Below are 23,584 nucleotides of genomic sequence, written 5' to 3'. Positions count from 1 at the left end.
CCGCATACCGAGAGGGGCTGTCCGGCCGGGGGGACGGACAGCCCCTCTCCGCGTGCCCGCGCCGCTTCCGGCCGTACGGGCACCCGTGCGGCCGGACGGGTGCCCGTACTCTTCCCCGCAGCCGCCCACCGCCGCCCCCCGAGCCAGGGAACCCCCGTGAGCAGATTCCGCACCCGCACCCGCACCCGGCCCCCCGTGGCCCTGGCACTGCCGGCGCTGCTCGCCGTCGCGTTCCTGCTGCTGCCGCTGATCGGCATCCTCACCCGGACCCGGTGGAGCGAGCTCGGCGCCCACCTCGGCAGCCCCGGCGTGGTCCAGGCCCTGAACCTCTCGCTCGTGGTGTCCTTCTGGGCCCTCGGCCTCTCGCTGCTCCTCGGCGTGCCGCTCGCCTGGCTACTGGCCCGCGTGGAGTTCAGGGGCAAGGCCTTCGTACGCTCGCTCGTCCTGCTCCCCATGGTGCTGCCGCCGACCGTGGGCGGTGTGGCCCTGCTGCTGGGCTTCGGCCGGCGCGGTCTGCTCGGGCCCTGGCTGGAGGAAACCTTCGGCGTCACGCTGCCGTTCCACACGTCGGGCGCCGTCGTCGCGGCCACCTTCGTGGCCATGCCGTTCCTCGTCATCAGCCTGGAAGGCGCCCTCGGCGGGCTCAGGCAGAGCTACGAGGAGACGGCCGGCTCCCTCGGTGCCTCGCCGGTCCGCGTGTTCTTCACCGTGACCCTGCCCATGGTGGCCCCCGGCCTGATTGCCGGCGCCGCGCTCACCTGGGCCCGTGCGCTCGGCGAGTTCGGCGCGACCATCACCTTCGCCGGAAACCTGCCCGGCACCACCCAGACCCTTCCGCTCCAGGTGTACCTGCTGCTCCAGGACCAGCCCGAGGCCGCCACTTCCGTCTCCCTGCTGCTCCTCGCGATCGCCATGGCCGTACTGATCGCCCTGCGCGGCCGCTGGACGGGCACGCCCACCCCCGCCCCCGCCCCCCGGCCCGGCGAGACGCAGCCCGCCGAGGCGCAGGCGACGACCGACGGTCACCCGGTACCCGCGCCTGCCGGTGAACCGGCGAAGCCGACGCCGGACGACGCCGGCCAGTGGCCCCTGCACGCCACCGTCACCGGCTTCAACCGGCTCACCCTCGACGCCGGCCCCGGCACCACCATCGCCGTCGTCGGCGAGAACGGCGCCGGCAAGACGACGCTGCTGCGCGCCCTTCTCGGCCTGACCCCGCGGGCCCACGCCGAGCTCAGACTCGGCGACACCGACGTCACGGCGCTGCCCCCGCACAAGCGGCAGGTCGCCTGGGTCCCGCAGGACGGCGCACTGTTCCCGCACCTGAGCGCCCTGGCCAACACGGCGTACGGGCTGCGCGCGCGCCGGGTGCCGCGCGCCGAAGCCCGCCGGGAGGCGCAGGCCTGGCTGGACCGGCTCGGCGTCGGGCACCTCGCCCAGCGCAGGCCCGCCCAGCTCTCCGGCGGCCAGGCCCAGCGCGTGGCCCTCGCCCGCGCCCTGGCCGCCCGCCCCCGGCTGCTGTTGCTGGACGAACCGCTCGCCGCCCTCGACCAGACGACGCGGGCCCGCGTCCGGCACACCTTGCGCACGCATCTGGCCGGCTTCGGCGGGGTCTGCCTCATCGTCACGCACGATCCCGTCGAGGCGGTCTCGCTGGCCGACCGGGTCCTCGTACTGGCAGACGGGCAGACCCTCCAGGACGCGCCGCCCGCCGAGGTGAGCCGGCATCCGCGGTCCCCGTGGGTGGCGCGGATGCTGGGGCGCAACGCCTGGCCGGGCACGGCGTCGGCCGACGGACTCACCCTGGCGGCGGGGGGCCGGCTGGTCGTCGCCGAGGCATTGCCCGAGGGGTCGCAGGCGCTCGCGATCATCGCCCCGGAAGCGGTGTCCGTGCACCGCGGCCGCCCGGGCGGCAGTCCCCGTAACGTCTGGCCGGGGACCGTACGGGAGATCACCGCGGTCGGCAGCCGGCTGCGCGTCCTGGTCGCCTCGGCCGAGGCACCCGACCTGGTCGCAGAGATCACCCCCGGCGCGGCCGCCGAACTGGGCATCGTCGACGGCGCCGAGGTGTGGACCAGCGTGAAGGCCACCGAGGTCACGCTGGTCCGCCTCTGAAGGACCTCTCTCCGGTCAGCCCGTGGCGGGCGCCGGCTCGCGGCCGGATGCGGCCGACGGCCGGAGCTGCGGCTGGGCCTCCTGCGCGGGGCGGGGCCAGCGGCGGTCCGCCGCCTTCTGCACGCGCCGGCCGAGGCGCTGCATCGGCATCTCGACCAGGCGGTACATGAGGTAGCTGACGGCCAGCACGGCGCCGAGGAAGATCGCCGTCCAGGCGATCCGGCCGAGCGTGGACGACGGCTGCGGCGGAACGCCCACCAGCGGTTCGATGGTGCGCAGCAGCGGGATGTGCAGCAGGTAGACCGAGAAGCTGATCGCGCCGAGCCAGGTCAGCGCCTTCGGGAAGCGCCGCCCGCGGAGGAGGAAGCCGATACCGAACAGTGCCCAGGCGGCGAGGTAGGCGATCGACCAGGCCTTCCAGCCCGACGACCAGGTCCGGTCCAGGGCTTCGCCGTGGTTGTACAGCCGGCCGACCAGCGCGCCCGCGACGATGACGAAGCCGCAGGAGAGCAGGGCCGGGACCCGGGCGAGCTGACCGTGCTGCGCCCGGTACACCACGGTGCCGGCGAACATGGTCGCGAAGATCATCCAGGTTTCGAAGGCGGGGGCCCGGCTGTTGAGGGTGACCAGCACCAGGCCGACCCCGGCGAGCAGCATGGCGCCCGTCCCGGTCAGCATGCGGTTGCCGCTGAGCACGCCGGCGAGGCCCAGGAGCACGATCGGCGTCACGATCAGCAGGAGCTGACGGGTCGAGCCGAGTTCCGCGCTCACGAGCTGGGTGCCGACGGCCGTCCCGACCGCCAGGGCGACGCCTGCGAGGGCCACCGCGATCGGCCCGCTGTGCCGGTGCAGGCCGCGGGTGAAGAGGGCGGTGACGAAGAAGTAGAAGACCATCTCGTAGCAGAGCGTCCAGGTGACGTTCATACCGTTGATCACGCCGAGCAGGTCCTGGAGCATCAGGCCGTTCGCGACCAGCGAGGCCACGTCGTCGCCGGTGCGCAGCAGCGCGACCGAGCCGTCCCCGTCCGGCAGCATCATGATCGAGAGGACGAAGGCGGCGATCAGGGCCGGGTAGATCCGGAAGATCCGGCCGATCCAGAAGCCCCGGACGTCGCCCCGGCGCTCCAGCGAGGCCGGGATGATGTAGCCGCTGACGATGAAGAAGAGCATGACGCCGAACAGGCCCATGTCGAAGTTCCGCCAGACCATGCCCCCGAAGGGCAGCATCCTCAGCACGTCGAAGTGGTGCAGCGCCACGATCAGAGCGGCGATGCCACGGAGCGCGTCCAGCCAGCCGAGCCTGGCACCGTGGGCGGCGGCTGGTGGGGCAGCCGTCCGCTGGGTGAGTGGGGGTATGAGCTTCACGGCAGGGACCATAGCCGACGTCCCGGCCGGACCGCCTGCCCCGGCCCGCGGGGGCCGCCGTCGGCGCGCTGCGATGTCGGACCCCTCGGATACGGTGCCGCCATGGTGAACTTCGTACTGGTGGCAGGCGTTTGGCTCGGATCGTGGGCGTGGGACGAGGTGGCGGCGGAGCTGCGCTCGGCCGGGCACGGCGCCCATCCCGTGACGCTGTCGGGCCTCGCCGAGCGGCAGGGCGTACCGGCCGGGCAGCAGACCCACGTCCAGGACGTCGTGGACGAGGTGGAGCGGCTCGGTCTGCGCGATGTCGTCCTGGTCGGGCACAGTTATGCGGGCATACCGGTCGGCCAGGCCGCCGAGCGGATCGGCGACCGGCTGGCCCGGGTGGTCTTCGTCGACTCCGAGGTCCCGGCCGACGGGCGGTCGTTCCTCGACGGCTGGCCGGACGGGCGGGCGATGGTGGAGGGCTCGATTTCCCGGACCGGGGGCTTCTGGGCGCCGCGGCCCGCGCCGGACTACGCGGGCCAGGACCTCGACGCCGAGCAGGTGGCGCGGATCGTGGCCGGTTCGACCCCTCATCCCGGGGCCACGCTGACCGAGCCCGCCGTGCTGGCCCGCCCGCTCGGCGAGCTCCCGGCCACGTACGTCAAGTGCCTGCTCGACGGCCCCGAGCCGAGCCAGGCGGTGGCCGAGCTGCTGACCGGCGAGCGCTGGCGGCTGGTCACGATGGACACCGGGCACTGGCCGATGTTCTCCCGCCCGGGCGAGCTGGCGCGGATCCTCCTGGCCGAGGCGGAGGGCGGGGCGTAGGGCCTGACCGGCCCGGCGGGCGGACGGCGGCCGCTGCGGGGCGGCTGCGCGAATCGCTTTGGACTCCGGTCGCAGGGCTGACATATGTTCAGCCCTGTCCGCGCCGGTCAGCGGGCCATTCGCATGTTCACTCGTTCCCGTGGGGGGTACTCCGTCATGTCCTTCAGCGCGCCCGGCTCACCGCCGCCGCCCGGCCAGCCGCCGCACGCCACTGCCGCCCCGTACCCGGCCCAGCCCTACCCGGGGCAGCCGTACCCCGGCCAGCCCGTGTACCCCGGTCCGCCGCCGCCCGTCGCCGTCCTGCGCTCCCCGCAGGGCCTCGCGACCGCGCTGACCGTGCTGCTGTCCGTCGCGGCCGCGGTCAACCTGTTCTCGGCCGGCGCCAACCTGTTCGCCTGGTCGCTGATGAAGGACGTCATCGCGGCCCCCGGCCGGGTCCCGCAGGACACGCTCGACCTGTCGGACGTCCTCACCGGCCTCGCCGGGGGTTTCCAGCTCCTGGCGATGCTCGGCACGGCGACCGTCTTCATCATCTGGTTCCACCGCGTGCGGACCAACGGCGAGGTCTTCCGCCCCGACGCCTTCACCCTGGGGCGCGGGTGGGCCATCGGCGCCTGGTTCGTCCCCGTCGGCAATCTGTTCCTCCCCTTCCGCGTCGCGCGGCAGACATGGGAGGCCAGCACCCAGCTCGGGCCCGACGGCGCCTACCGCCACGTCTCCAGCGCTCCCCTCACGGCCTGGTGGGTGGTCTGGGTCGTCGCGGCCTGCGCGGACCGCGTCTTCTCCCGGATGTACAAGCTGGCCGAGACCCCCGCGGCCGTTCGCGACGCCTCCGTCGTCGGCATCGTCTCCGACCTCCTCGCAGTCGCCGCCGCCGTGCTCGCCGTCCTCTTCGTCCGGGGGCTCACGGCCCTGCAGAACATCAAGGCCGCACAGGGACCGTACGCCGCGGTCTGACGCGTACGGATCACCCGACGCTCTCGCGCTCCGGGGCGGTGACGGCGAACTCGCACCACACGCATTTGCCGCCGCCCCGGGGCTCCACGCCCCAGGCGTCCGCGAGCTGGTCCACCAGCATCAGCCCGCGCCCCGAGACCGCCCAGTCCCCCGCCTCACGCCGACGCGGCAGGGCGCTGCTGGAGTCCTCGACCTCGATCCGGATCCGCCCGTCCGCCATCAGCCGCATGCCGACGTGGCCGCCGCCCTCCGTGTGGACCAGGGCGTTGGTCATCAGCTCGTCAGCCGCCAGCTCGATCTCGTCGGCCCGCTCCCGCGCCCCCCAGGCGGCCACCGCCGCCCGGATCAGGTGGCGGGCCATCGCCGGGCCCTCCGTGTCGCCCGGTTCCAGCCGCTGGCGCAGCGGACCGCCACCGCGCCCGGCGGGCGTGCCGCGGCGGCGCAGGACGAGCAGCGCCATGTCGTCCCCGCCGCCCGCGTCGCCGACCAGGTCGCACAGCACGTCGGCGAGTTCCTCCACGTCGACCGGGCCGCTGTGGACCGCGGCCATGAACTCCCGCATCCCGCTGTCGGGGTCCGCACCGGGCCGTTCGATCAGGCCGTCCGTGCACAGCAGCAGCGTGTCGCCCGGGTGCAGCTCCAGGCTGGTGACCGGGTAGCCCGAGCCGGTCCCGGACTGCTCGCGGGCCGGCAGCCCGAGGGGCAGGCCGCCGGCCACCTGGATCCGGTGGCAGCTGCCGTCCCCGCGCCGTACGACCGGGTCGAGGTGCCCGGCGCGGACCATCCTGAGCATTCCGCTGGTGAGGTCCACCTCGGCGTACGTGCACGTGGCGAACCGCTCCGTGTCCAGGTCGCGCAGGAAGGCCGAGGCCCGCGCCATCGCCGTGCCGGGGGTGTGCCCCTCGGCGATGTACGCGCGCAGCACGATGCGCAGCTGGCCCATGACGGCGGCCGCGTCCGTGTCGTGCCCCTCCACGTCCCCGATCATCACTCCGACCCGGCCCTCGCCGAGCGGGATCACGTCGTACCAGTCCCCGCCGATGTCCCGCCCCATCCGGGCGGACCGGTACCGCACGGCGATCAGCGCACCCGCCACCGCGGGGATCCGGCGGGGCAGCATGGCCCGCTGGAGCCCTTCGGCCAGATCGTGCTCCTGTTCGAAGAGCATCGCGCGCTGGAGGCTCTGCGCGATGCCGCTGCCGAGCGCCATCAGGAGGTTGCGCTCCTCGGCGGTGAAGTGGCCGTCGCGGGTGTAGAGCAGCCCGAGTGCGCCGATGGCCCGCCCCTGGGCGATCAGCGGCAGGTAGACCCCGCTGCGGACGGACAGCGGCTCGATGTACGGCCACAGCAGCGGGTAGCGCGTCTGGAACTCCTCCCGTGAGGCGATGAAGACCGGCTGCATGGTGCGGACGGCCTCGCTCATCGGGAACCCCGCGTCGATCCGCGTGTATTCGATCTCGGGCACGTACGAGCCCAGCTGTCCCTCCGCGACCAGGTGGATGCGCCCGCCGTCCACGACGCCGAGCATCACGCTGACCGCGCCGAGGTGTCCGAGGGCCTGCGGGTCCTTGAGGATGTCGGTGACGTCGTTGACGGTGCGGGCGTGGGCGAGGATGGCCGTGGTCCGCTCGACGACACCGGTCATCCGGCGCCGCCCCTCGGCCTCGTCCCCGCCGGAGTCGGACTCGCCGGGGTCGTGGGCAGCGTCGCGGAGGATCCCGATGACGCGGTACGGGCGTCCCTGCGGGTCCCGCATGATGTGCCCCTGGATGTGGATCCAGGTCCGGGTCCCGTCGCGGCACCGGCTGCGGACGTAGGCCCCGTAGTGGCTGCGGCCGTCCTTGAGCGCCTGCGCGACCCGGGCGTCGAGCCGGGCCGCGTCGGACGGCGGGACGCGCGGGCGCAGCCCTGCGCTGGTCCCGTCGAACTCGTCCGGGCGCAGGTCAAGCACCTCGAGGGCGGTCGGATCCAGGTACATCCGCCCGCTGTCGAGGTCCCAGTCGAACGTGCCCATGCGGTTGAGCGCAAGGCTCGTATCCGGCCGCGCGGGCCAGTCGACCTCGGGGTTCTGTCCCCTCTGGGCCATGCTGCCAGGGTCTCACCCTCCCCCGCTTTTCTCCTCATGTCAGGCACCCGCATCCCAGGAGAGCTGGGACAACTCCAAGCCCGCGCCGCGCAGAGGCCGGGGCTTCATCGCCGGTGCCCCGAGCGGCTCCGGCAAGTTCTGCCGCAGCGGCGGCCACTGAGGCACGGAAGCCGACAACAGCCGCCTCGGCCAAGCCCCCTGGTGAGGTGCGTGCCTACGGGGACGGCGAGGTCGGCCCGGTACCGGAAGAGGTCGGCCCGGTACTGGAAGGGGGCGGCGTACTGGAAGGGGGCGGCGTGGCGGGCGGGCCGGAGGTCGTGGTCCCGCTCCCGGTCGGCGTAGCGGTCCGGTCCGTCAGTGCCGGCGGCGGCGGCAACAACGGGGGTATCTCGGGCTCGTCGGTCGGCGTACCCGTGTCCTCGGCGGTCGCGCCCATGGTCTCTGCGGGCGTGCCCGTGGGTTCGGTCGGCTCCCCCGTGGCTTCGGTGGGCGTGCCCGTGGGTTCGGTGGGCGCCTCCGTGGCCTTGGTGGGGGTCGCGGACACGCCGGGCGACGTGGCGGGCGCGGAAGCGGTCATCGGCGGGGTCGGGAGCACCGGTGGCGGGACGGGCTTGTCGCGGCCCGGATCCGGGCCGCGGCCGCGCTCGTACCAGCGGTGGTCCTCGTGGTCGTAGATCACGATCTTGTCGACGACCGTCTCGGAAGGCGCGATCACCACGACGCCCTGCGGGCGGTACGCGGCCCACGGCTGCCCGTACCGCCGCGAGTAGGGCTTGAGGGGCACCGGCGGCTTGAGCGGGTTCCCGCAGGCGCACCGCACGCGGGGCACCCCTCTGTCGTCCACCAGCACGGCCGTCCCCGCCTCGAGCACGGCCTGGTATGGGGTCGCCACGCCGTCCTTGTAACCGTGGTTGGTGACCCGGGTGTCCATCCGGAGCTGGACCGGCGTGAGGGAGCGCAGATACTGCGGGACGTCTGCGGGCTGGATCCCCAGGGCCGAGGCGAAGGCGCTGTTCTTCGCGGGCACCGCCGCCAGCTCCTTGATCTGCTTCTCGACGTCGCAGCTGGCCAGGTCCTGGGTACCGCCGTACAGGCCCGGCTGGGAGCCGCTGACGGAGCGGGTGGTGATGGTGCCCGTCGCGGGCTCGGAGCCGGTGGGAGTCGGCCGGGGCTCCTGGACGCCCTGGGTCGTCGCCGTCGATTCGGTGAAGGGGTCCTTTCCGGTGGACCCGGCCGGCTGCAGGAAGAGCTCGCCGCCTTTCGCGGGGGTACCGCTGGGCCGGGTCAGCACCACGGCCAGTGCCACCGCCATGGCCACGGCGACGAGCGCGGCCGCCAGCCGGGGCCCGGACTGCCACCAGGGCTTCCCGGCCCCCTCGCCGTGCGGCCCGGACCCCGACCCTCGCCCTCCTCCGCCCGTGCCCCCGGGAGGCGAGGGCGGCGGGGCGCCCTGACGGCCACCCGAGAGGGGACCGGAAGGCGGGCCGGTGGGGCGTCCCGACGGCGGTGTGCCCGAAGGCTGCGTGGTCACCGATGCCCTCCTGGATGCTCCGCAAATGAACCAGTACATACAGGCCCATCCCTAGAAGTCTCGGGACATCCGTCACTCCAGCGCACTATTGGGTGCGCCGTTCAGGTGGTGGCGCGTACCGGGGCTGCCTACGGTGACTCTGTGAGCCGTTCCTGGCGTGACGCCGTGATCGCGGTACTGGCGGGGTTCCTGGTGATGGCCGCGGTAGCCGCGGCCGGACTGGCCTGTGCCGGTGCCGGCGATCTGCCGGACGGCGCGTTCCCGCGGGTGATCGCCGCAGTCGTCGTGATGGCTGCCGGCGGCTCGGTCGAGGTGTCCGGCGGCGCCGGCTTCCTGGTCGGTGCCGACGCAAGCCTGTCCGTGCTCCCGCTCTCGGTGAGCCTGGCCGGAGCCCTCACCGCCGCGTACTGCTTCCTGCGGCCGCTGCACCACCGGGCGGTGGCCCGACCGCGTGAACTACTGGGCCGGGCGGGCCCGTTGGTACTCCTGTGGCTGCTGGCCCTCGCGGGGACCGCGCTCCTCGCCCGCCAGACCTTCGGCATCTCCACCGGCGACTCCCCCCTCGGAGAGATCGGCGAACTCCTCGACTCCGCACCGACGGTGGGATTTCGGGCCGATCTGCCCACCACTCTCTTCTTCGGACTGCTGTGGATCCTGGGCCTGTTGCTGGTCACCCTGTTGGTCTCCCGCCGCGCACCGCTCCCGGCCGGGCTGGTCCGCTTCCACACGGCGGTACGCCCGGCGGCCTCCGCCACGGTCGCACTGCTCCTCGCATACGTCGTCCTCGGCATCGGGGTCGGCGTGGTCGTGGCCGCGACGCAGGGCCATGCCGCCCGGACCATGGCCGTGGTCCTGCTGGGCCTGCCGAACCTCGCCTGGCTCGCGCTCACCGTTGGCTTCGGCGGCGCCTGGGAGGGCAAGGTCGAGGGCCCCTTCGGGCTGCCGATGCCGCACCCGATGGACCAGGTGCTGCGCGGCCCCGACCTGTCCACGCTCGACCTGGCCTCGCTCACGGAACAGGACGCCCGCTGGTGGTGGCTTGTGCCGACGGCCGCCGTCCTGCTGCTCGCCACGGGTGTCCTGGCCGCCGTACGCTCCCCCGCCCACGTCCGCGCCTGGCAGCACGCGCTGCACCTCGGCGCGGCCCTGGCCCTCGCCACCCTGACGGTCTGCCTGCTGGCCCGGGTCCATGCCCAGTTCGGCCTCACCCTGCTGGGCATCGGGGACGTGGACAGCCTCAGCGGGGAGGTCGAACTCGATCCCGTCCTGTGGCGCACGGTCGGCCTCGCCGTCCTCTGGGGCGCGGTGGCGGGCTTCCTGGGCGCCCTCCTGGCCCGCCCCCTCCGCCGCCGCGGCCGCGTCGAGGCCGCAGCGCCCCCGCCTGCCTAGGGGTGCTGTCCGAACACCGGCAGCGCCCATCGCGGAGGCGGTGGCGGCGGCTCCGCGGGCCCCGGCGCGTGCGCCTCCCGGGTCCGCGGGCGGGCGGCAGTCCCGGCCCGCTTGAGCGCTCCGGTGAACTCAAGGCAGGTGCTCCACCGGTCCTCCGGCGACTTGGCGAGCGCCTTCGCCAGTACCTCGTCCACCGCGCCCGGCAGCCCGGACCGCCGGGAGCTGAGCGGTGGCGGCGGATCGAACTGGTGGGCCCAGAGCAGGGCCATGTCGTCGTCCCGCTCGAAGGGCGGGCCTCCGGCCAGGGTCTCGTAGACGACGCACCCGAGGCTGTACACGTCGCACCGGCCGTCCACCGGCTTCCCGGAGATCTGCTCCGGCGCCACGTAGTCCAGGGTCCCGACGAACTGCCCCACGGTCGTGAACCCGGTCAGCGACAGCGACTTCTTCGTCAGCCCGAAGTCCGTGAGGTACGCGTACTCGGGGTGGTCGCTGTCCGTCCCCTCCGCGATCAGGATGTTGCCCGGCTTCACGTCCCGGTGCACCAGGTCGTGGTCGTGTGCCGCGTCCAGCGCCGAGGCGATCTGCCCCGCGATCCGGGCGGCCGTGCCGACCGGCAGCGGGCCCGTGCGGTCCAGCATCGCCCGCAGGTCCTGCCCGGCGACGTACCGCATCGCGATGTACAGCAGTCCCTCCGCCTCCCCGGCCTCGAACACGGGCACGATGTTCGGGTGCTCGATGGCCGCGGCCACCCGCGACTCGTGCGCGAACCGCTGCCTGAAGGTGTCGTTACGGGCCAGTTCGGGAGCCAGCAGCTTCAGCGCCACCGTCCGGTCCAGGCGCAGGTCCCGAGCCCGGTAGACGACGGCCATCCCGCCCCGGCCGATCTCGCTCTCCACCTCGTACCCGGCGATGCGCCTGCCGCGCAGGTCGGAGGGCCGCCCGCCGACCGGCTCCGGCTCCATCACCCGTCCCCGTCCCCGTTCGCGTTCCCGGGCGTGTCCACGATGCGGGTCGGGTCGTACGCCACCGCCCGCTCGGGCTCCGCGTCAGGCCGGGGCGTGAGCGCATCGGCGGTCGGCGGACCGGTCCGTTCGTCTCCCGCACCGTCCGGATCCGAGGGCGCCGACGGGTCCTGAGGCCCGGGCGGGGCCCCCGGTTCCGCGGCGACCGCATAGGTCGCCAGGCGGGTCCCGTCGCCGTACAGCCACCGTCCCGTCGTGTCGTCGTAGAGCCACGCGGACTCACCGTCCAGCACGACCCCGGCCCGCAGTCCCTTCACGGAGCGCCGGAAGGCCTCGCCGTCCGTGCGCCCCGAGGCGAGGTCGGCGACGGCCTGCCGGTAGCGCTCCAGGGCTTCGGCGCTGCGCGCGAGCTGCGGGCCCGGGTCCTCGGCCCGCCCCGGCTGCCTTCCTCCTGCGGTCGGCGGCGGCTGCGGCACGGTGATCAGCAGCCGTCCGTCCACCCAGGCGGACCATCCGTTGGAGCAGAGGATCTCGCCCCAGTCCCCGCGGCGGGCGAGCAGCTGCACGGGCAGGAAGGGGTCGAGGGGCTCCGTCGGCCGGGAGACGTCGGGTTCTTCCCAGGCCGGCAGTCCCTCCTGCGGCACGACGTGAGTGGGCCGGAAGTCCAGGGCGTCGTCCGGGTTCGTCATGGGCGGTCCTACTTCCGCATGATGGCGGGCTCGTGGCGGCGCAGCAGCCGGGCGACCAGCACCCCGAAGAGCACCGACAGTGCCACCAGCATGCCGACGTCGAGCAGCCACACGCCGGGGCTGTGGGCGAACAGCGGGTCGTCGGTGAGCGGGCCGGGCAGGATCGCGCCCAGGTCGATGGTGCCCGCCATCGCACCGAGCGCCCAGCGCGAGGGTACGAGCCAGGCCAGCTGCTCGACCACCGGCACTCCGTCCAGGTGGAGTAGCGCGCCGCAGAAGACCACCTGCACGATGGCGAGGAGCACCAGCAGCGGCATGGTGACCTCCTCCTTCGTGACCAGCGCGGAGACCAGCAGGCCCAGCATCATCGCGGTGAAGGACAGCAGCGCCACGACGAGGGCGATCTCGGCGAGGGGTGGAAGGAAGACTCCTCGCCCGCCGGGCGCGCCCAGTTTCACGCCGAAGAGGCCGACGAGCGTCAGCACCACGGCCTGGGCCACGGTGATGGCCCCCAGCACCACCACCTTGGACATCAGGTAGGCGGAGCGCGAGAGCCCGACGGCGCGTTCGCGCCGGTAGATGACCCGCTCCTTGACGAGCTCGCGGACGGCGTTGGCGGCCCCGGTGAGCACGCCGCCGACGCACAGGATGAGCAGGGCGTTCATCGCCGTCTCCCGGGTGAGCACGCCGCCGGCCAGGGCCCGGGCCATGGCTCCCATCACGAAGGGCAGCGCGATCATGATCGCGAGGAAGGTCTTGTCGGCGCTGAGCGCGGCCGCGTAACGCCGGATGAGGGTGGACAGCTGGGACGCCCAGCTCTGGGACTTGGGCGGCGCGGCGACGAAACCGGCCGAGGCGTGCCGGCCCCGGTCCCGGTCGTCGCCGCCCGGCCGCGGCTGCCGGGGGGCTCCGTCGACGTACCTGCGGTGCAGGGGCGAGGTCGCGTACTCCCCGGCCCAGTCGCGGTCCTGCTGGTTCTCGAACGCTTCGAAGGCCTCGGGCCACTGCGTGAAGCCGAAGAAGCCCAGGGTCTCCCCGGGGGGCCCGTAGTACGCGATCCGCCCGCCGGGGGCGAGGACGAGCAGCCGGTCGCAGACGTCGAGGCTGAGCACGCTGTGGGTCACCACGATGACGGTGCGGCCGTCGTCGGCGAGGCCGCGCAGCATGTGCATCACCGAGCGGTCCATGCCGGGGTCGAGGCCGGAGGTGGGTTCGTCCAGGAAGAGCAGCGAGGGCTTGGTGAGCAGTTCCAGGGCGACGGAGACGCGTTTGCGCTGGCCGCCGGAGAGGCTGTGGATGGGCTGGCCGGCACGCTGCTGGAGGCCGAGTTCGCCGATCACCTCGTCGACCCGGGCCCGGCGTTCGGCCTTGGCGGTGTCCTGCGGGAAGCGCAGTTCGGCGGCGTAGGTGAGGGCGCGCCGGACGGTGAGCTGGGTGTGCAGGATGTCGTCCTGCGGGACGAGGCCGATGCGGCTGCGCAGTTCGGCGTAGTCGCGGTAGAGGTCGCGGCCGTCGTAGAGGACGGTGCCCTGGTCGGCGGGGCGCAGGCCGGTGAGGGCGCCCAGCAGGGTGGACTTGCCCGCTCCGCTCGGGCCGATCACGGCGAGCAGGCAGTTGGCGCCGACGGGGAAGGAGACGGCGTCGAGGAGGGTCTTGCGGCCGCGGTCGACGGCGACGGTGAGGTCCTGGACGTCGAGGGAGACCTCGCCCGTGTCGACGTACTCCTGGAGCTGGTCCCCGACTAGGCAGAAGTCGGAGTGGCCGATGCCGACGATGTCTCCCTCGGCGAGGGGGGCGGCCCCTTCCACGCGGGCGCCGTTGAGATAGGTGCCGTTGTGGCTGTCGAGGTCGGCGATCTCGTGCGTGCCGTCGGCGAGCGCACGCAGTTCGGCGTGCCGGCGGGAGACGACGAGGTCGTCGATGACGAGGTCGTTGTCGGGGGCGCGGCCGATGCGGACGGCGGTACGGGCGAGCAGCGGCCGGATGCTGGTCGGCTGCCGGAAGGTGCCGGTCAGGGACGGGTTGGAGACCCCGGAGGGCCGGGACGCGGACGCGGGCCGGGGCCGGGCGCGGTCGACGAGAACGGCGCGCGGGCCGTCCGCGGCACTGCCGAAGCGCAGCTCGCTTCCCGGGCCGACGATCCATTCGTGGATGCGGTGGCCGTCGGCCCAGGTGCCGTTGGTGCTGCCCTCGTCCTCGACGGTCCAGTGGTCGCCGTCAGGGCGCAGGAGCGCGTGGTGCCAGGAGACGCGGGCATCGTCGAGGCAGATCTCGCACAGGGGGTCCCGGCCGACGTGATACACCCGGCCCGGGCTCATCTCCGTGGAACCGAGGTCGGTCTCCAGGACGAGCTCGGGCGCCGTCGGCACACCGGGCCGCTGGACCATGAGCAGATTTTCCCACGATCCGGCGGGACCGGCACCGGTCCAACATAACCGCAGGTCAGAGGCGGCTTATGGGTAATGACAACGGTCCCCGTTGCAGCCTTTGCCGATCCCGCCGAGGTGCGCTTCACTTCACGCGTCGGAACCGAACAAACGGGGGACGCCATGACCGGGCACGATCACGCGCACGACGACACCGGCCACGGAGGCCACGGCGGGCACAGCCACGGCGTGGCCGCCGATGCCGACCGGCGCTGGCTGGCGATCGCGCTCGGCCTGATCGGCGCGTTCATGGCCGTCGAGGTGATCGTCGGCATCATGGCCAACTCGCTGGCCCTGATCTCCGATGCGGCCCACATGCTGACCGACGCCGTGTCGATCGTCCTCGCGCTGATCGCGATGCGGCTCGCAGCCCGTCCGGCGCGCGGCGGTTTCACGTACGGCCTCAAGCGGGCGGAGATACTCTCCGCCCAGGCCAACGGGCTGACCCTGATCCTGCTGGCGGCCTGGCTGGCGTACGAGGCGGTGCGGCGGCTGATGGATCCGCCGCCGGTGCAGGGCGGCCTGGTCGTGGTGACCGCGCTCGCGGGCATCGTCGTCAACGTGGCCGCGGCCTGGTGCATCTCAAAGGCGAACCGGTCCTCGCTGGCCGTCGAGGGCGCCTACCAGCACATCCTGAACGACTTGTTCGCCTTCATCGGGACGGCCGCCGCCGGTCTGATCGTGCTCACCACCGGCTTCCGGCAAGCCGACGCGATCGCCACCCTCGTGGTGGTGGTGCTGATGGTCAGGGCGGGCTACGGTCTGGTCCGCGAGTCCGGCCGGATCTTCCTGGAGGCCGCTCCGGCCCATATGGACCCGGATGCGGTGGGCGACCGGCTCGTCGGACACCCGCCGGTCACCGAGGTGCACGACCTGCACATCTGGACCATCACCTCCGGGCAGGCGGCGCTCTCCGCGCACGTGCTCGTCGAGCCGGCGGGCGACTGCCACGCGGTGCGCCGGGACCTGGAGCGGATGCTGGCCGAGGAGTACGGGATCACGCACACCACCCTCCAGGTGGACCACGTGCAGGACACCCTCCTGACGGTCGGCCGCACGGGGGGCGAGGGGCCGAGGGACACCCACTGCGCGGACGCGCACGGTCCGGTCCACCGGCAGGGCCCGCACGACCACTGAAGCGCGGGGTCCGGCAGGGATCACTGAGTCCGCGCCGCGCGGGGCATACATGGACGCATGACGCACAAGCGCAGTGCCGGACTGCTCCTGTTCCGCCGAACGGGTCAGGGCTCGGACCCGGGGGTCGAGATCCTGCTCGGCCGCATGGGCGGCCCGCTGTGGGCCGGACGGGACGCCGGGGGCTGGGCCATCCCCAAGGGCGAGTACGAACCGGACGAGACGCCGCGGGACGCGGCCCGCCGGGAGTTCACCGAGGAGATCGGGCTGCCGCCCCCGGAGGGCGAGTACCTGCCGCTGGGCGAAGTACGGCTGAGCAGCGGGAAGCTGGTGACCATCTGGGCCGTGGAGGCGGACCTCGACCCCGCACTGATGGTGCCCGGGACCTTCTCCATGGAGTGGCCGCCGCACTCCGGGACCGTGCAGGAGTTCCCCGAGCTGGAGCGGGTGGCCTGGTTCACTCCCCAGATGGCGGAAACCAAACTGATGCCCCCTCAAATTCCCTTTCTGGAGCGCTTGTTGGCGCTACTGAAGGGTTGACTCGACCATTACTTGCAAACAAACCCCCCTGCATGGACATTGCACATATGACGAACGTCGTGCTGGTGGGAACCCTGGACACCAAGGGTGTGGAGTACGGCTGGCTGCGCGAGAGGCTGCTGCGCGCCGGCGTCGAAGTGATACTGGTCGACACGGGAGTGATGGGCGAGCCCCGGGTGCCCGCCGACATACCGCGTGAAGCGGTGGCCCGGGCCGCGGGAACGGAGCTGCCGGAACTGCGCGCGGCCGCCGACCGGGGCGCGGCCGTCACCACGATGGCCCAGGGCGCGGAGGCGATCCTGCTGCGCCTGCACGCCGAGGGCCGGCTGCACGCGGTGCTCGCGATAGGCGGCAGCGGCGGCACCTCCATCGCGACCCGGGCGATGCGCGCCCTGCCGCTGGGCGTGCCGAAACTGATGGTCTCGTCCATGGCGTCGGGCGATGTCTCGCCCTACGTGGGCTCCGCGGACATCACGATGATGTACAGCGTCGTGGACATAGCGGGGATCAACAGCATCTCCGCGCCCGTCCTGGCCAACGCCGTGGAGGCGGTCGCCGGCATGGCCAGAGCCTTCGCCCGCACGGCCCCGGACACCCGCCGCCCGGCCCGGCTGGGCGCGGGCGGCCGCCCGCTGGTCGCGGCGAGCATGGCGGGCGTGACCACGACCGGCGTGGACGCGGCCCGCGAACGGCTGACCGAGCTGGGCTACGAGGTACTCGTCTTCCACGTCAGCGGCAGCGGCGGCCGCACCCTGGAGAAGCTGGCCGGCCAGGGGGTCTTCGCGGGGGTCCTCGACCTCACCCTCAGCGAGCTCGCCGACGATCTGTGCGGCGGCATCCTCACCGCCGGCCCCGACCGGCTCAGTGCGGCCGGGCTGGCCGGGATTCCGCAGGTGGTGAGCCTGGGCGCACTGGACATGGTCAAGTTCGGCCCGCTGGAGACGCTGCCCGAACAAGCCCGATACCGGCGGGTCCGCGTCCACAACCCGTCCATCACGGTGATCCGTACGACCGAGGCCGAGTGCGCGGAACTGGGCCGCCGGGTCGCCGCCAAACTCCGTGCGGCCACCGGCCCCACCGCGGTCTGCGTCCCACTGCGCGGACTGTCCACGCTCGGCGCGCCGGGCGGCCCCTACCATGACCCCGACGCGGACCGGGCCCTGTTCTCGGCACTGCGCGACGGCTTGCGGGGCAGCGCCGCCCGGCTCTACGACTACGACACGCACATCAACGACCCGGACTTCGGACGGGCGGCGGCCGACCGGCTGCACGCCATGATCGGCGCGGTACCGGCCGCCGCCTGAGACACCCCCGCACGGTTGGGAACCGGCCGTGGCGGAAACCGTGTCCCTGGGGTTGGCCGGTCGACGACCGGACGGCCCGAGGGCACGGCGGCAGGGGGCGGGAAGCGATGAAGGACACCCGGGCGTCATGGACGGTCCCCGGTTACACGGAGGTACGCGAGCTCGGCTCGGGCGGCAGCGGCCGCGTCGTGCTCGCCGTGCACGACGGTACGGGCACGGCGGTCGCGGTGAAGTACCTCAGCGACCGGCTGCGCCAGGACCCGGCCTTCGTCGGCGAGTTCCGGGCCGAGGCCCGCCTGCTCGGCGGGCTCCGGTCGCCGTACGTGGTGGGTCTGTACGAGTACGTGGAGTCGCCCGGCGGCGCGGCCATCGTGATGGAACTCGTGGACGGCATCTCCCTGCGCGCCCTGCTGAAGCAGGCCGGGCGGGCGGACGCCGAGGCCGCGCTGGTGGTCCTGAAGGGCTCCCTGCTCGGCCTGGCGGCGGCGCACCGGGAGGGCGTGGTCCACCGCGACTACAAGCCGGAGAACGTGCTGGTCGCGGCGGACGGCTCGTCGAAGCTGGTGGACTTCGGGATCGCGGCGGGCCGCGGGACCACACCGGGCGTGGCCGGAACCCCGGCCTACATGGCGCCCGAGCAGTGGCAGGGCCGGCCGGCCTCGCCCGCGGCCGACGTGTACGCGGCGACGGCGACCTTCTTCGAGTGCCTGACCGGGCGCAAGCCGTACGACGGGGAGAACTTCGCGGAGCTCGCGGTCCAGCACATCGAGGCGCCGGTGCCGGAGACCGAGGCCCCCGAGCCCGTACGCCCGCTGATCCGGCGCGGTCTGGCCAAGCAGCCGGAGCAACGGCCGGAGAACGCCGAGGCCTTCGTGACGGAGCTGGAGGGCGTGGCCCTCGCCGCGTACGGGCCGCAGTGGGAGGAGCGCGGCCAGCGCAAGCTGGCGGCGCTGGCCGCGCTGCTGCCGCTGCTGTTCCCCTCGGCGGGAGCCGCGGCGGAGGGCACCACCGCGGTGGCCACGACCACGCTGCACAGCGGCTCCGGCTGGGCCCCCGGCCGCAGCGGCTGGCTGGCGGCCGGGGTGGCGCTGGTCCTGGGAGCGGTGCTGGTGATCACCACGGACGCGATCGGCGCGGCACCGGGCGGGGCCTCGGCGCTGAGCGCGTTCGCCACGACGAGCGCGGCCCCTCCCGGGTCCGGCTCGCCGACCCCTGCCCCGGCCCCGCAGGCCTCGGTGTCCCCGTCCGCGAGCGCGAGCCCGTCGGCGTCGAAGAGTGCCTCGCCCTCGCTGTCGCCGACTCCCACGCCTTCTGCGTCCTCGGCCCCGAGCCCGACCCCGAAGCCGACGGTGAGCGGGCCGACGACACCGGCCCCCACTCCCACGCCGACCCTGAAGGTCACGAAGGTCGACGTCTCGCTCAAGCCCGGTGTGTACCGGGGCGATGCGACCGTGACGCTCGCCGCCCAGGGCACCGGGCCGGTCACCGTCGTACTGGAGTGGTTCCTGGGCAGCGGGCCGGGCGACTATTCCGTGCCCGACGGCACGGACACGGTCGTCGTCCAAGCCGGTTCGGTGGCCCGCGTGGTCCAGGCCCACACCTTCACCCGCGGCCGCGGCTGCTACGGCGGGGTCAGGGTCACCACCAAGCCCGCCGCCGGCAACAGGTCCGCGTCCGACTCCCAGTACCTGCTGCGGTGCCAGGAGGCGCCCCGATGAGCGATCCCCACGTCCCGCAGGGCGACGACGACTACAGCGCCACCGTGCTCGGCAGCCACTGGTTCTCCGGGCCGCCGGCGGCTCCGGAGGTGACACCCGACCGGGTCGAGGGTTCGGTGCTCCGGTTCGGGCCCGGGGTCACGGCGGCCATGCCCGCCCCGTTCCCCGTCCCCGCCACCGCCGTACGCGGCGCGGGGCGGCGGCGCGGCGCGGGGCTGCGGCGGTACACGCTGGCCGCGGTCGTCCTGCTCGCGGTCCTCGCGTACCTCGGGTGGCAGCGGTACGGGCCCGCCCTCGTCGTCCGGGACGTGGCCGTGACCACCGATCCCGGGGGACCGGCGTGCGACACGGCGGCCGACGTGGTGGCCGTCGTACGGACCAACGGGCGCCCGGGCACCCTCACCTACCGCTGGCTCCGCAGCGACGGCACGCACTCCGAGCGGCTGACCGAGCGGGTGCCGCGCGGACAGCGGGAGGCCCGGCTGCACCTGCTGTGGACCTTCCAGGGCGCCGGGAGCTACCCCGCGAAGGCCGAACTCGAACTGCTCTCGCCCGGGCAGCGCACGGCCGCGGTGGAGTTCACGTACCGGTGCCGCCCGTAGGTCTGCCGGCCGGGGAAGGTGTGGCCGTCCGGCCGAAGCGCGGGCACCCGGTCCGCCGGTTCCAGGACCGCGCGTGTCCAGAACCTCGCGTGTCCAGAACCTCGCGTGTCTAGAACCTCGCGTGCGCGGTGATGTCCGCCTCGAACTCGCCCGTCATCGCCGGGGTCACCGTCGGCCTGCACTGCCGGACAGCTGCCAGGTAGTCCTTCGTACCCGCGCCGAGCTGCGCGGCCACCGCGCCCCGCACGCCCACCGCCTCCAGGTCCCGTTCGAAGGACACCTGGGCCGCGATCCGCGCCGCGTGCTCGATGTCGGCCGGTGTGAACAGCTCGGTCGCCGCCACCAGGGCCGATACGTCGACGTCCGCGCGCCCCGCCGTATAGCGGGACCAGATCGCGGCGCGGGCCCCGGCGTCCGGGGTGCCGATCGGGATCAGGTAGTCGAAGCGCCCTGGCCGCAGGAAGGCCGGGTCGAGGGAGTGGATGGAGTTGGTGGCGCACACCAGCAGCCGCTCGTCGCCCTCCCGGAAGCCCGGGACCAGCTTGAGCAGTTCGTTGGTCACCCCGTGGATGCCGCCGGGCTGCGCGGGCTCGGTGCGTACGGGCGCGATCTCCTCGACCTCGTCGATGAAGACGAGGACCCGTTCCAGCTCGGCTATCCGGGCGAACGCGTCGCGCAGCGCAGCGGCGAGGCTGCCCTCACCGGCGAGGCGGGAGGGCAGCAGTTCGACGAAGGGCCAGCCGAGCCGGGAGGCGATGGCCCGGGCGAAGGTGGTCTTGCCGGTACCGGGCGGGCCGAAGAGGGTGATGGCGCGCGGCGGCCGCACGCCGTGCGCGGCGGCACGCTCGGGTTCGGCGAGCGGCAGCACCACGCGCCGCTCGATGAGGTCCTTCTCCTTCTCCATGCCCGCGACCCCGGCCCACAGGTCGCTGGGCAGGAACCGGCCGCCGAGGTCGTCGAGGAGGCCGGCCGCCGGTCCGTGCAGCGGCTCGGTCTTCTCGAAGTAGGCGACGGCCGGCTGCCGGGTGTAGCCGGCGTTGAGGAGGCCCTCGCCGAGCAGGTCCTCCTCGGGCAGGACGTACGCGATCCGGCCGACGCGCGCCGCGACGAGCCGTCGCTCCAGCTCGACGAGCAGGGCGCTGGCCAGGCCCCGGCCGCGCCAGCCCGCGGCGATCGCGATGCGCATCACCCAGGCGCGCTCCCCGGTGACGCAGGCGAGGGCCGCGCCGATCGGGACACCCTGGTGGACGGCGACCACGCAGGGCTGCCGGCCGGTGAGGGCGCTGATGCACTCGGCGAGCGAGAAGACGGACTCCTGGCCGAGTTCGGCCGTGGTGTCGATCAGATGGACGACCGCCGCGAGATCGCTCTCGCGGTAGTCGTGGATGAGCCAGTTCACCGGGTACCGCCCCTCGTTCGTGCTCCTGCGGCGAGGCTAGGGGCGGCCGGCCCGGACGATCACGCTCCGCGGTGCACAACAGCCGGACCGTAAACCGTCCGTGTCGTCCATAGACTGGTGGCTTCCGCCCACGCCCCGCACCGAGGACCAGCGCACCTTCATGGCTTCCGACATATCCTCCCCGTCCGGTCCTCGCCACCGGCACCTCGTGTGGCTGGTCCCGGCCCTGTGGACGCTGGTGCTCGGCCTGTGGGGGCTCTCCCGGCAGGACAGCGTGTGGCGGGACGAGGCGGCGACCTGGCAGGTGGCCGGGCGGTCGGCGGACGAGATCTGGGCCATGCTCGGCAACGTCGACGCCGTGCACGGGCTGTACTACCTGCTGATGCACGGCCTCTTCGAGGTGTTCGGGGCGGCTACGACGACCCTGCGGCTGCCGTCGGTGCTGGCGGTCGCCGCCGCGGCGGCGTGCGTGGGCCTGATCGGGCGGCGGCTCGCAGGGTTCTGGGCGGGGCTCGGCGGCGGGCTGGCCCTGGGGCTGCTGCCGGCCGTGCAGTTCTACCTCCAGGAGGGCCGGCCGTACGCGCTGGTCGCCGCCGGGGCCGGGCTGTCGACCCTGCTGCTGGTGTCGCTGCTGGACCTCCCGCCCGGGCGGCGGGCCTGGCCGCGCTGGACGGCGTACGGGATCACCGTGCTGCTGTGCGCCCTGCTGAACTGGCTGTCGCTGCTGGTCCTGCCCGCCCACGTGGCGACCCTGTGGTGGGTCCGGGCCGGCCGCGGGGTGTGGCTGCGCTGGGCGGCGTACGGTGCGGGCGCGGTGGCGGGGACGCTGCCGCTGATCCTGTTCAGCCGGGAGCAGTCCGACCAGGTGTCGTGGATACCGCCGCTGACCTGGCACATGCTGATCGGGCCGGGGATCCTGTTCGCGATCGGCGGCCTGTGCGCGTGGGCGGACCGGCCTCGTGCGGGGCGGCCTCGTGCGGGGCGGCTGTCGGCGGCGGCGGTCGGGCTGCCGCTGCTGGTGGTTCCGCAGCTCGGGCTGGTGGGGCTGTCGCTGGTCCAGCCGCTGTTCCTGGACCGGTACGTGCTGTTCAGCATGCTGGGTCTGGCCCTGCTGATCGGCGCCGCCCTGGGCGCCGCCGTACGGGCCACCGCGCCCCGGTTCCCGAGGGCCGCGGGCCTGCTGGTGCCGGGGGTCGTGGGGATCGCGGTGCTGGCCCTGCTGCCGGTGGAACTGGGCAAGCGGGCCCCGGCGAGCCGTGTCGACGACGTCCTGGCGGTGGCCGGCGAGGTGGCGCGGCTGAAGCGGGACGGGGACGCGGTGCTGTTCGTACCGGCCGCGCGGCGGGACACCGCGCTGGTCTCCCCCGGCGCGTTCACGGGCCTGGCGGACGTGGCGCTGGCCGAGACGCCGGTGGTCTCGGCGACGCTCAAGGGCGAGGAGGCAGATCCTGCTCGGATCCGGGCGACGCTGCTCACACAGCAGCGGGTACTGCTGGTGACGGACGCGGCGAAGGTCGCGAAGGCGCCGTCGGCGGAGCGGGACAAGGCGAAGGCCGCGGTGCTGCGGGAGCGGTTCACGGTGGTCGAGGACCGGCAAATCCGGGGCCGCCGGGTGACGGTGTACGAGCGGCGCGCGTAGCGGACGGTTCGGCACGAACGGGCTCGGGCGGGACTTGTCCGGCCGTGACCCGAGTTTCACATCGGGTTCACGGGATTCACAGGGGATTCATACGGAACACCTCCCTCCGGACACAGGTTCGGCAGGCAGGGTCGGAACATGATCCACCGGATGCTCCCCCGACCGGCCCGCCGCACCCGTACGCGGCGGGCGTCCAGGATCCTGCTGGCGCTGGCCGCGATGGCCGCGCTGACCAGCGTGGACGTCCCCGACGCCGCGGCCGGTCCGCCGTTCGGAGTCACCGCGCAGGCCCTGCCCGACGCCTCGGCGGACCGGGTCGGGGCGCTCTTCTCGGGGGGCGGGCTCGACGGCGGGCACTTCTGCACCGCGGCGGTGGTGCACAGCGACGACCGCGATGTGATCGCCACCGCCGCGCACTGCCTGGGCGACCCGGACACCACCGTCTTCGCGCCGGGCTACCGGGACGGCGAGGCCCCGTACGGCGTGTGGAAGGTGACCGGCGTCCACGTCGCTCCGGGCTGGACGGACGGCGAGGACCCGGACGACGACATCGCCTTCGCGACGGTGGCCCCGGTGGACGAGGGGCGGTCCGGCGCGGTCGAGGACCTCGTGGGCGGCTTCCCGGTCGCCGCCGAGCAGCCCGCCGACGCCACGGTGACGGTCATCGGGTACCCGCGTACCGACGAGACCCCGCTGCGCTGCGCCAACACCACCAGCCTGTTCTCGGACACCCAGCGCCGCATCGAGTGCCCGGACCTCAGCGGCGGCACCAGCGGCAGCCCCTGGCTGGTGCACGGCGCCCTGGCCGGGGTGCTCGGCGGCCACGAGGGCGGCGGCGCCGTCCCGGAGGTCTCCTACAGCGCGGTGATGGGCGACCAGGCCGTGGAGCTCTACCGCGAGGCGGCGGACGAGGGCTGA

18 protein-coding genes are annotated in these 23,584 nt (G+C 73.7%); 11 read left to right on the top strand and 7 right to left on the bottom strand.

Annotated features, from left to right (window positions below; all coding sequences use genetic code 11):
* The first annotated feature begins 156 nt into the window (after positions 1 to 156).
* On the top strand, positions 157 to 2,115 hold the full coding sequence (locus ACFYOB_RS08585; protein ID WP_388556392.1) for an ABC transporter permease: 1,959 nt from the start codon (positions 157 to 159) through the stop codon (positions 2,113 to 2,115).
* A gap of 15 nt (positions 2,116 to 2,130) precedes the next feature.
* Here ACFYOB_RS08585 and ACFYOB_RS08580 read toward each other — a convergent pair whose 3' ends face one another.
* Entirely contained in the window at positions 2,131 to 3,480 is a 1,350-nt protein-coding gene (locus ACFYOB_RS08580; protein WP_388556389.1) for an acyltransferase family protein, read from the bottom strand.
* A gap of 102 nt (positions 3,481 to 3,582) precedes the next feature.
* Between ACFYOB_RS08580 and ACFYOB_RS08575 the strand changes: the two genes are divergently transcribed.
* Entirely contained in the window at positions 3,583 to 4,287 is a 705-nt protein-coding gene (locus tag ACFYOB_RS08575) for an alpha/beta fold hydrolase (RefSeq protein ID WP_388556386.1), read from the top strand.
* Positions 4,288 to 4,443: 156 nt separating this feature from the next.
* The gene (locus tag ACFYOB_RS08570; RefSeq protein WP_388556384.1) at positions 4,444 to 5,244 is read left to right on the top strand and encodes a DUF4328 domain-containing protein; all 801 of its coding nucleotides are present in this window, start codon (positions 4,444 to 4,446) and stop codon (positions 5,242 to 5,244) included.
* Between the two features lie 10 nt (positions 5,245 to 5,254).
* Here ACFYOB_RS08570 and ACFYOB_RS08565 read toward each other — a convergent pair whose 3' ends face one another.
* Together ACFYOB_RS08565 and ACFYOB_RS08560 are read right to left on the bottom strand one after the other, a co-directional pair.
* Positions 5,255 to 7,330 carry a SpoIIE family protein phosphatase gene (locus ACFYOB_RS08565; protein WP_388556382.1) on the bottom strand — a complete coding sequence of 692 codons (2,076 nt, stop codon included), beginning with the start codon at positions 7,328 to 7,330 and terminating at the stop codon, positions 5,255 to 5,257.
* 214 nt (positions 7,331 to 7,544) lie between these two features.
* Positions 7,545 to 8,861, bottom strand: a complete 1,317-nt coding sequence (locus ACFYOB_RS08560; protein ID WP_388556378.1) for a DUF6777 domain-containing protein — start codon at positions 8,859 to 8,861, stop codon at positions 7,545 to 7,547.
* Positions 8,862 to 9,002: 141 nt separating this feature from the next.
* On the opposite strand from ACFYOB_RS08560, the gene ACFYOB_RS08555 reads away from it, so the two are divergent.
* Positions 9,003 to 10,250 (top strand): streptophobe family protein, encoded by a 1,248-nt coding sequence (locus tag ACFYOB_RS08555; protein WP_388556375.1) that lies wholly within the window; start codon positions 9,003 to 9,005, stop codon positions 10,248 to 10,250.
* On the opposite strand, the gene ACFYOB_RS08550 is transcribed toward ACFYOB_RS08555, so the two are convergent.
* Genes ACFYOB_RS08550 through ACFYOB_RS08540 form a run of 3 tightly spaced genes read right to left on the bottom strand, consistent with a single transcriptional unit; the run spans position 10,247 to position 14,291 of the window.
* Complete coding sequence (locus ACFYOB_RS08550; protein WP_388556372.1) at positions 10,247 to 11,215, bottom strand: serine/threonine-protein kinase; 969 nt, start codon at positions 11,213 to 11,215, stop codon at positions 10,247 to 10,249. The two genes, ACFYOB_RS08555 and ACFYOB_RS08550, sit on opposite strands and share 4 nt — an antisense overlap.
* Complete coding sequence (locus ACFYOB_RS08545; protein WP_388556369.1) at positions 11,215 to 11,904, bottom strand: hypothetical protein; 690 nt, start codon at positions 11,902 to 11,904, stop codon at positions 11,215 to 11,217. The genes ACFYOB_RS08550 and ACFYOB_RS08545 overlap by 1 nt, the downstream gene beginning before the upstream one ends.
* Before the next feature lie 8 nt (positions 11,905 to 11,912).
* Complete coding sequence (locus tag ACFYOB_RS08540; RefSeq protein ID WP_388556365.1) at positions 11,913 to 14,291, bottom strand: FHA domain-containing protein; 2,379 nt, start codon at positions 14,289 to 14,291, stop codon at positions 11,913 to 11,915.
* Positions 14,292 to 14,453: 162 nt separating this feature from the next.
* Between ACFYOB_RS08540 and ACFYOB_RS08535 the strand changes: the two genes are divergently transcribed.
* The 5 genes from ACFYOB_RS08535 (at position 14,454) to ACFYOB_RS08515 (ending at position 19,628) form a co-directional block, all read left to right on the top strand.
* On the top strand, positions 14,454 to 15,467 hold the full coding sequence (locus ACFYOB_RS08535) for a cation diffusion facilitator family transporter (protein WP_388556362.1): 1,014 nt from the start codon (positions 14,454 to 14,456) through the stop codon (positions 15,465 to 15,467).
* 57 nt (positions 15,468 to 15,524) lie between these two features.
* Positions 15,525 to 16,004, top strand: a complete 480-nt coding sequence (locus ACFYOB_RS08530) for an NUDIX domain-containing protein (protein WP_388556360.1) — start codon at positions 15,525 to 15,527, stop codon at positions 16,002 to 16,004.
* Between the two features lie 47 nt (positions 16,005 to 16,051).
* Entirely contained in the window at positions 16,052 to 17,308 is a 1,257-nt protein-coding gene (locus tag ACFYOB_RS08525) for a Tm-1-like ATP-binding domain-containing protein (protein WP_388556793.1), read from the top strand.
* A gap of 107 nt (positions 17,309 to 17,415) precedes the next feature.
* Entirely contained in the window at positions 17,416 to 19,026 is a 1,611-nt protein-coding gene (locus ACFYOB_RS08520) for a serine/threonine-protein kinase (protein ID WP_388556357.1), read from the top strand.
* Complete coding sequence (locus ACFYOB_RS08515) at positions 19,023 to 19,628, top strand: hypothetical protein (RefSeq protein WP_388556354.1); 606 nt, start codon at positions 19,023 to 19,025, stop codon at positions 19,626 to 19,628. Before ACFYOB_RS08520 ends, ACFYOB_RS08515 begins: the two co-directional genes overlap by 4 nt.
* Before the next feature lie 109 nt (positions 19,629 to 19,737).
* Here the strand turns inward: ACFYOB_RS08515 and ACFYOB_RS08510 are convergent, their stop codons facing one another.
* The gene (locus ACFYOB_RS08510) at positions 19,738 to 21,027 is read right to left on the bottom strand and encodes an ATP-binding protein (RefSeq protein ID WP_388556351.1); all 1,290 of its coding nucleotides are present in this window, start codon (positions 21,025 to 21,027) and stop codon (positions 19,738 to 19,740) included.
* A gap of 160 nt (positions 21,028 to 21,187) precedes the next feature.
* On the opposite strand from ACFYOB_RS08510, the gene ACFYOB_RS08505 reads away from it, so the two are divergent.
* Together ACFYOB_RS08505 and ACFYOB_RS08500 are read left to right on the top strand one after the other, a co-directional pair.
* Entirely contained in the window at positions 21,188 to 22,666 is a 1,479-nt protein-coding gene (locus ACFYOB_RS08505; protein WP_388556790.1) for a hypothetical protein, read from the top strand.
* A gap of 150 nt (positions 22,667 to 22,816) precedes the next feature.
* Positions 22,817 to 23,584, top strand: a complete 768-nt coding sequence (locus ACFYOB_RS08500) for a trypsin-like serine peptidase (RefSeq protein ID WP_388556348.1) — start codon at positions 22,817 to 22,819, stop codon at positions 23,582 to 23,584.

The sequence above is a fragment of the Streptomyces sp. NPDC006463 genome (genome assembly GCF_042870715.1).
Taxonomy (GTDB): Bacteria; Actinomycetota; Actinomycetes; order Streptomycetales; family Streptomycetaceae; genus Streptomyces.
Note: the sequence above shows the minus strand (reverse complement) of the source record. Positions and strands in the feature narration are given on the sequence as shown.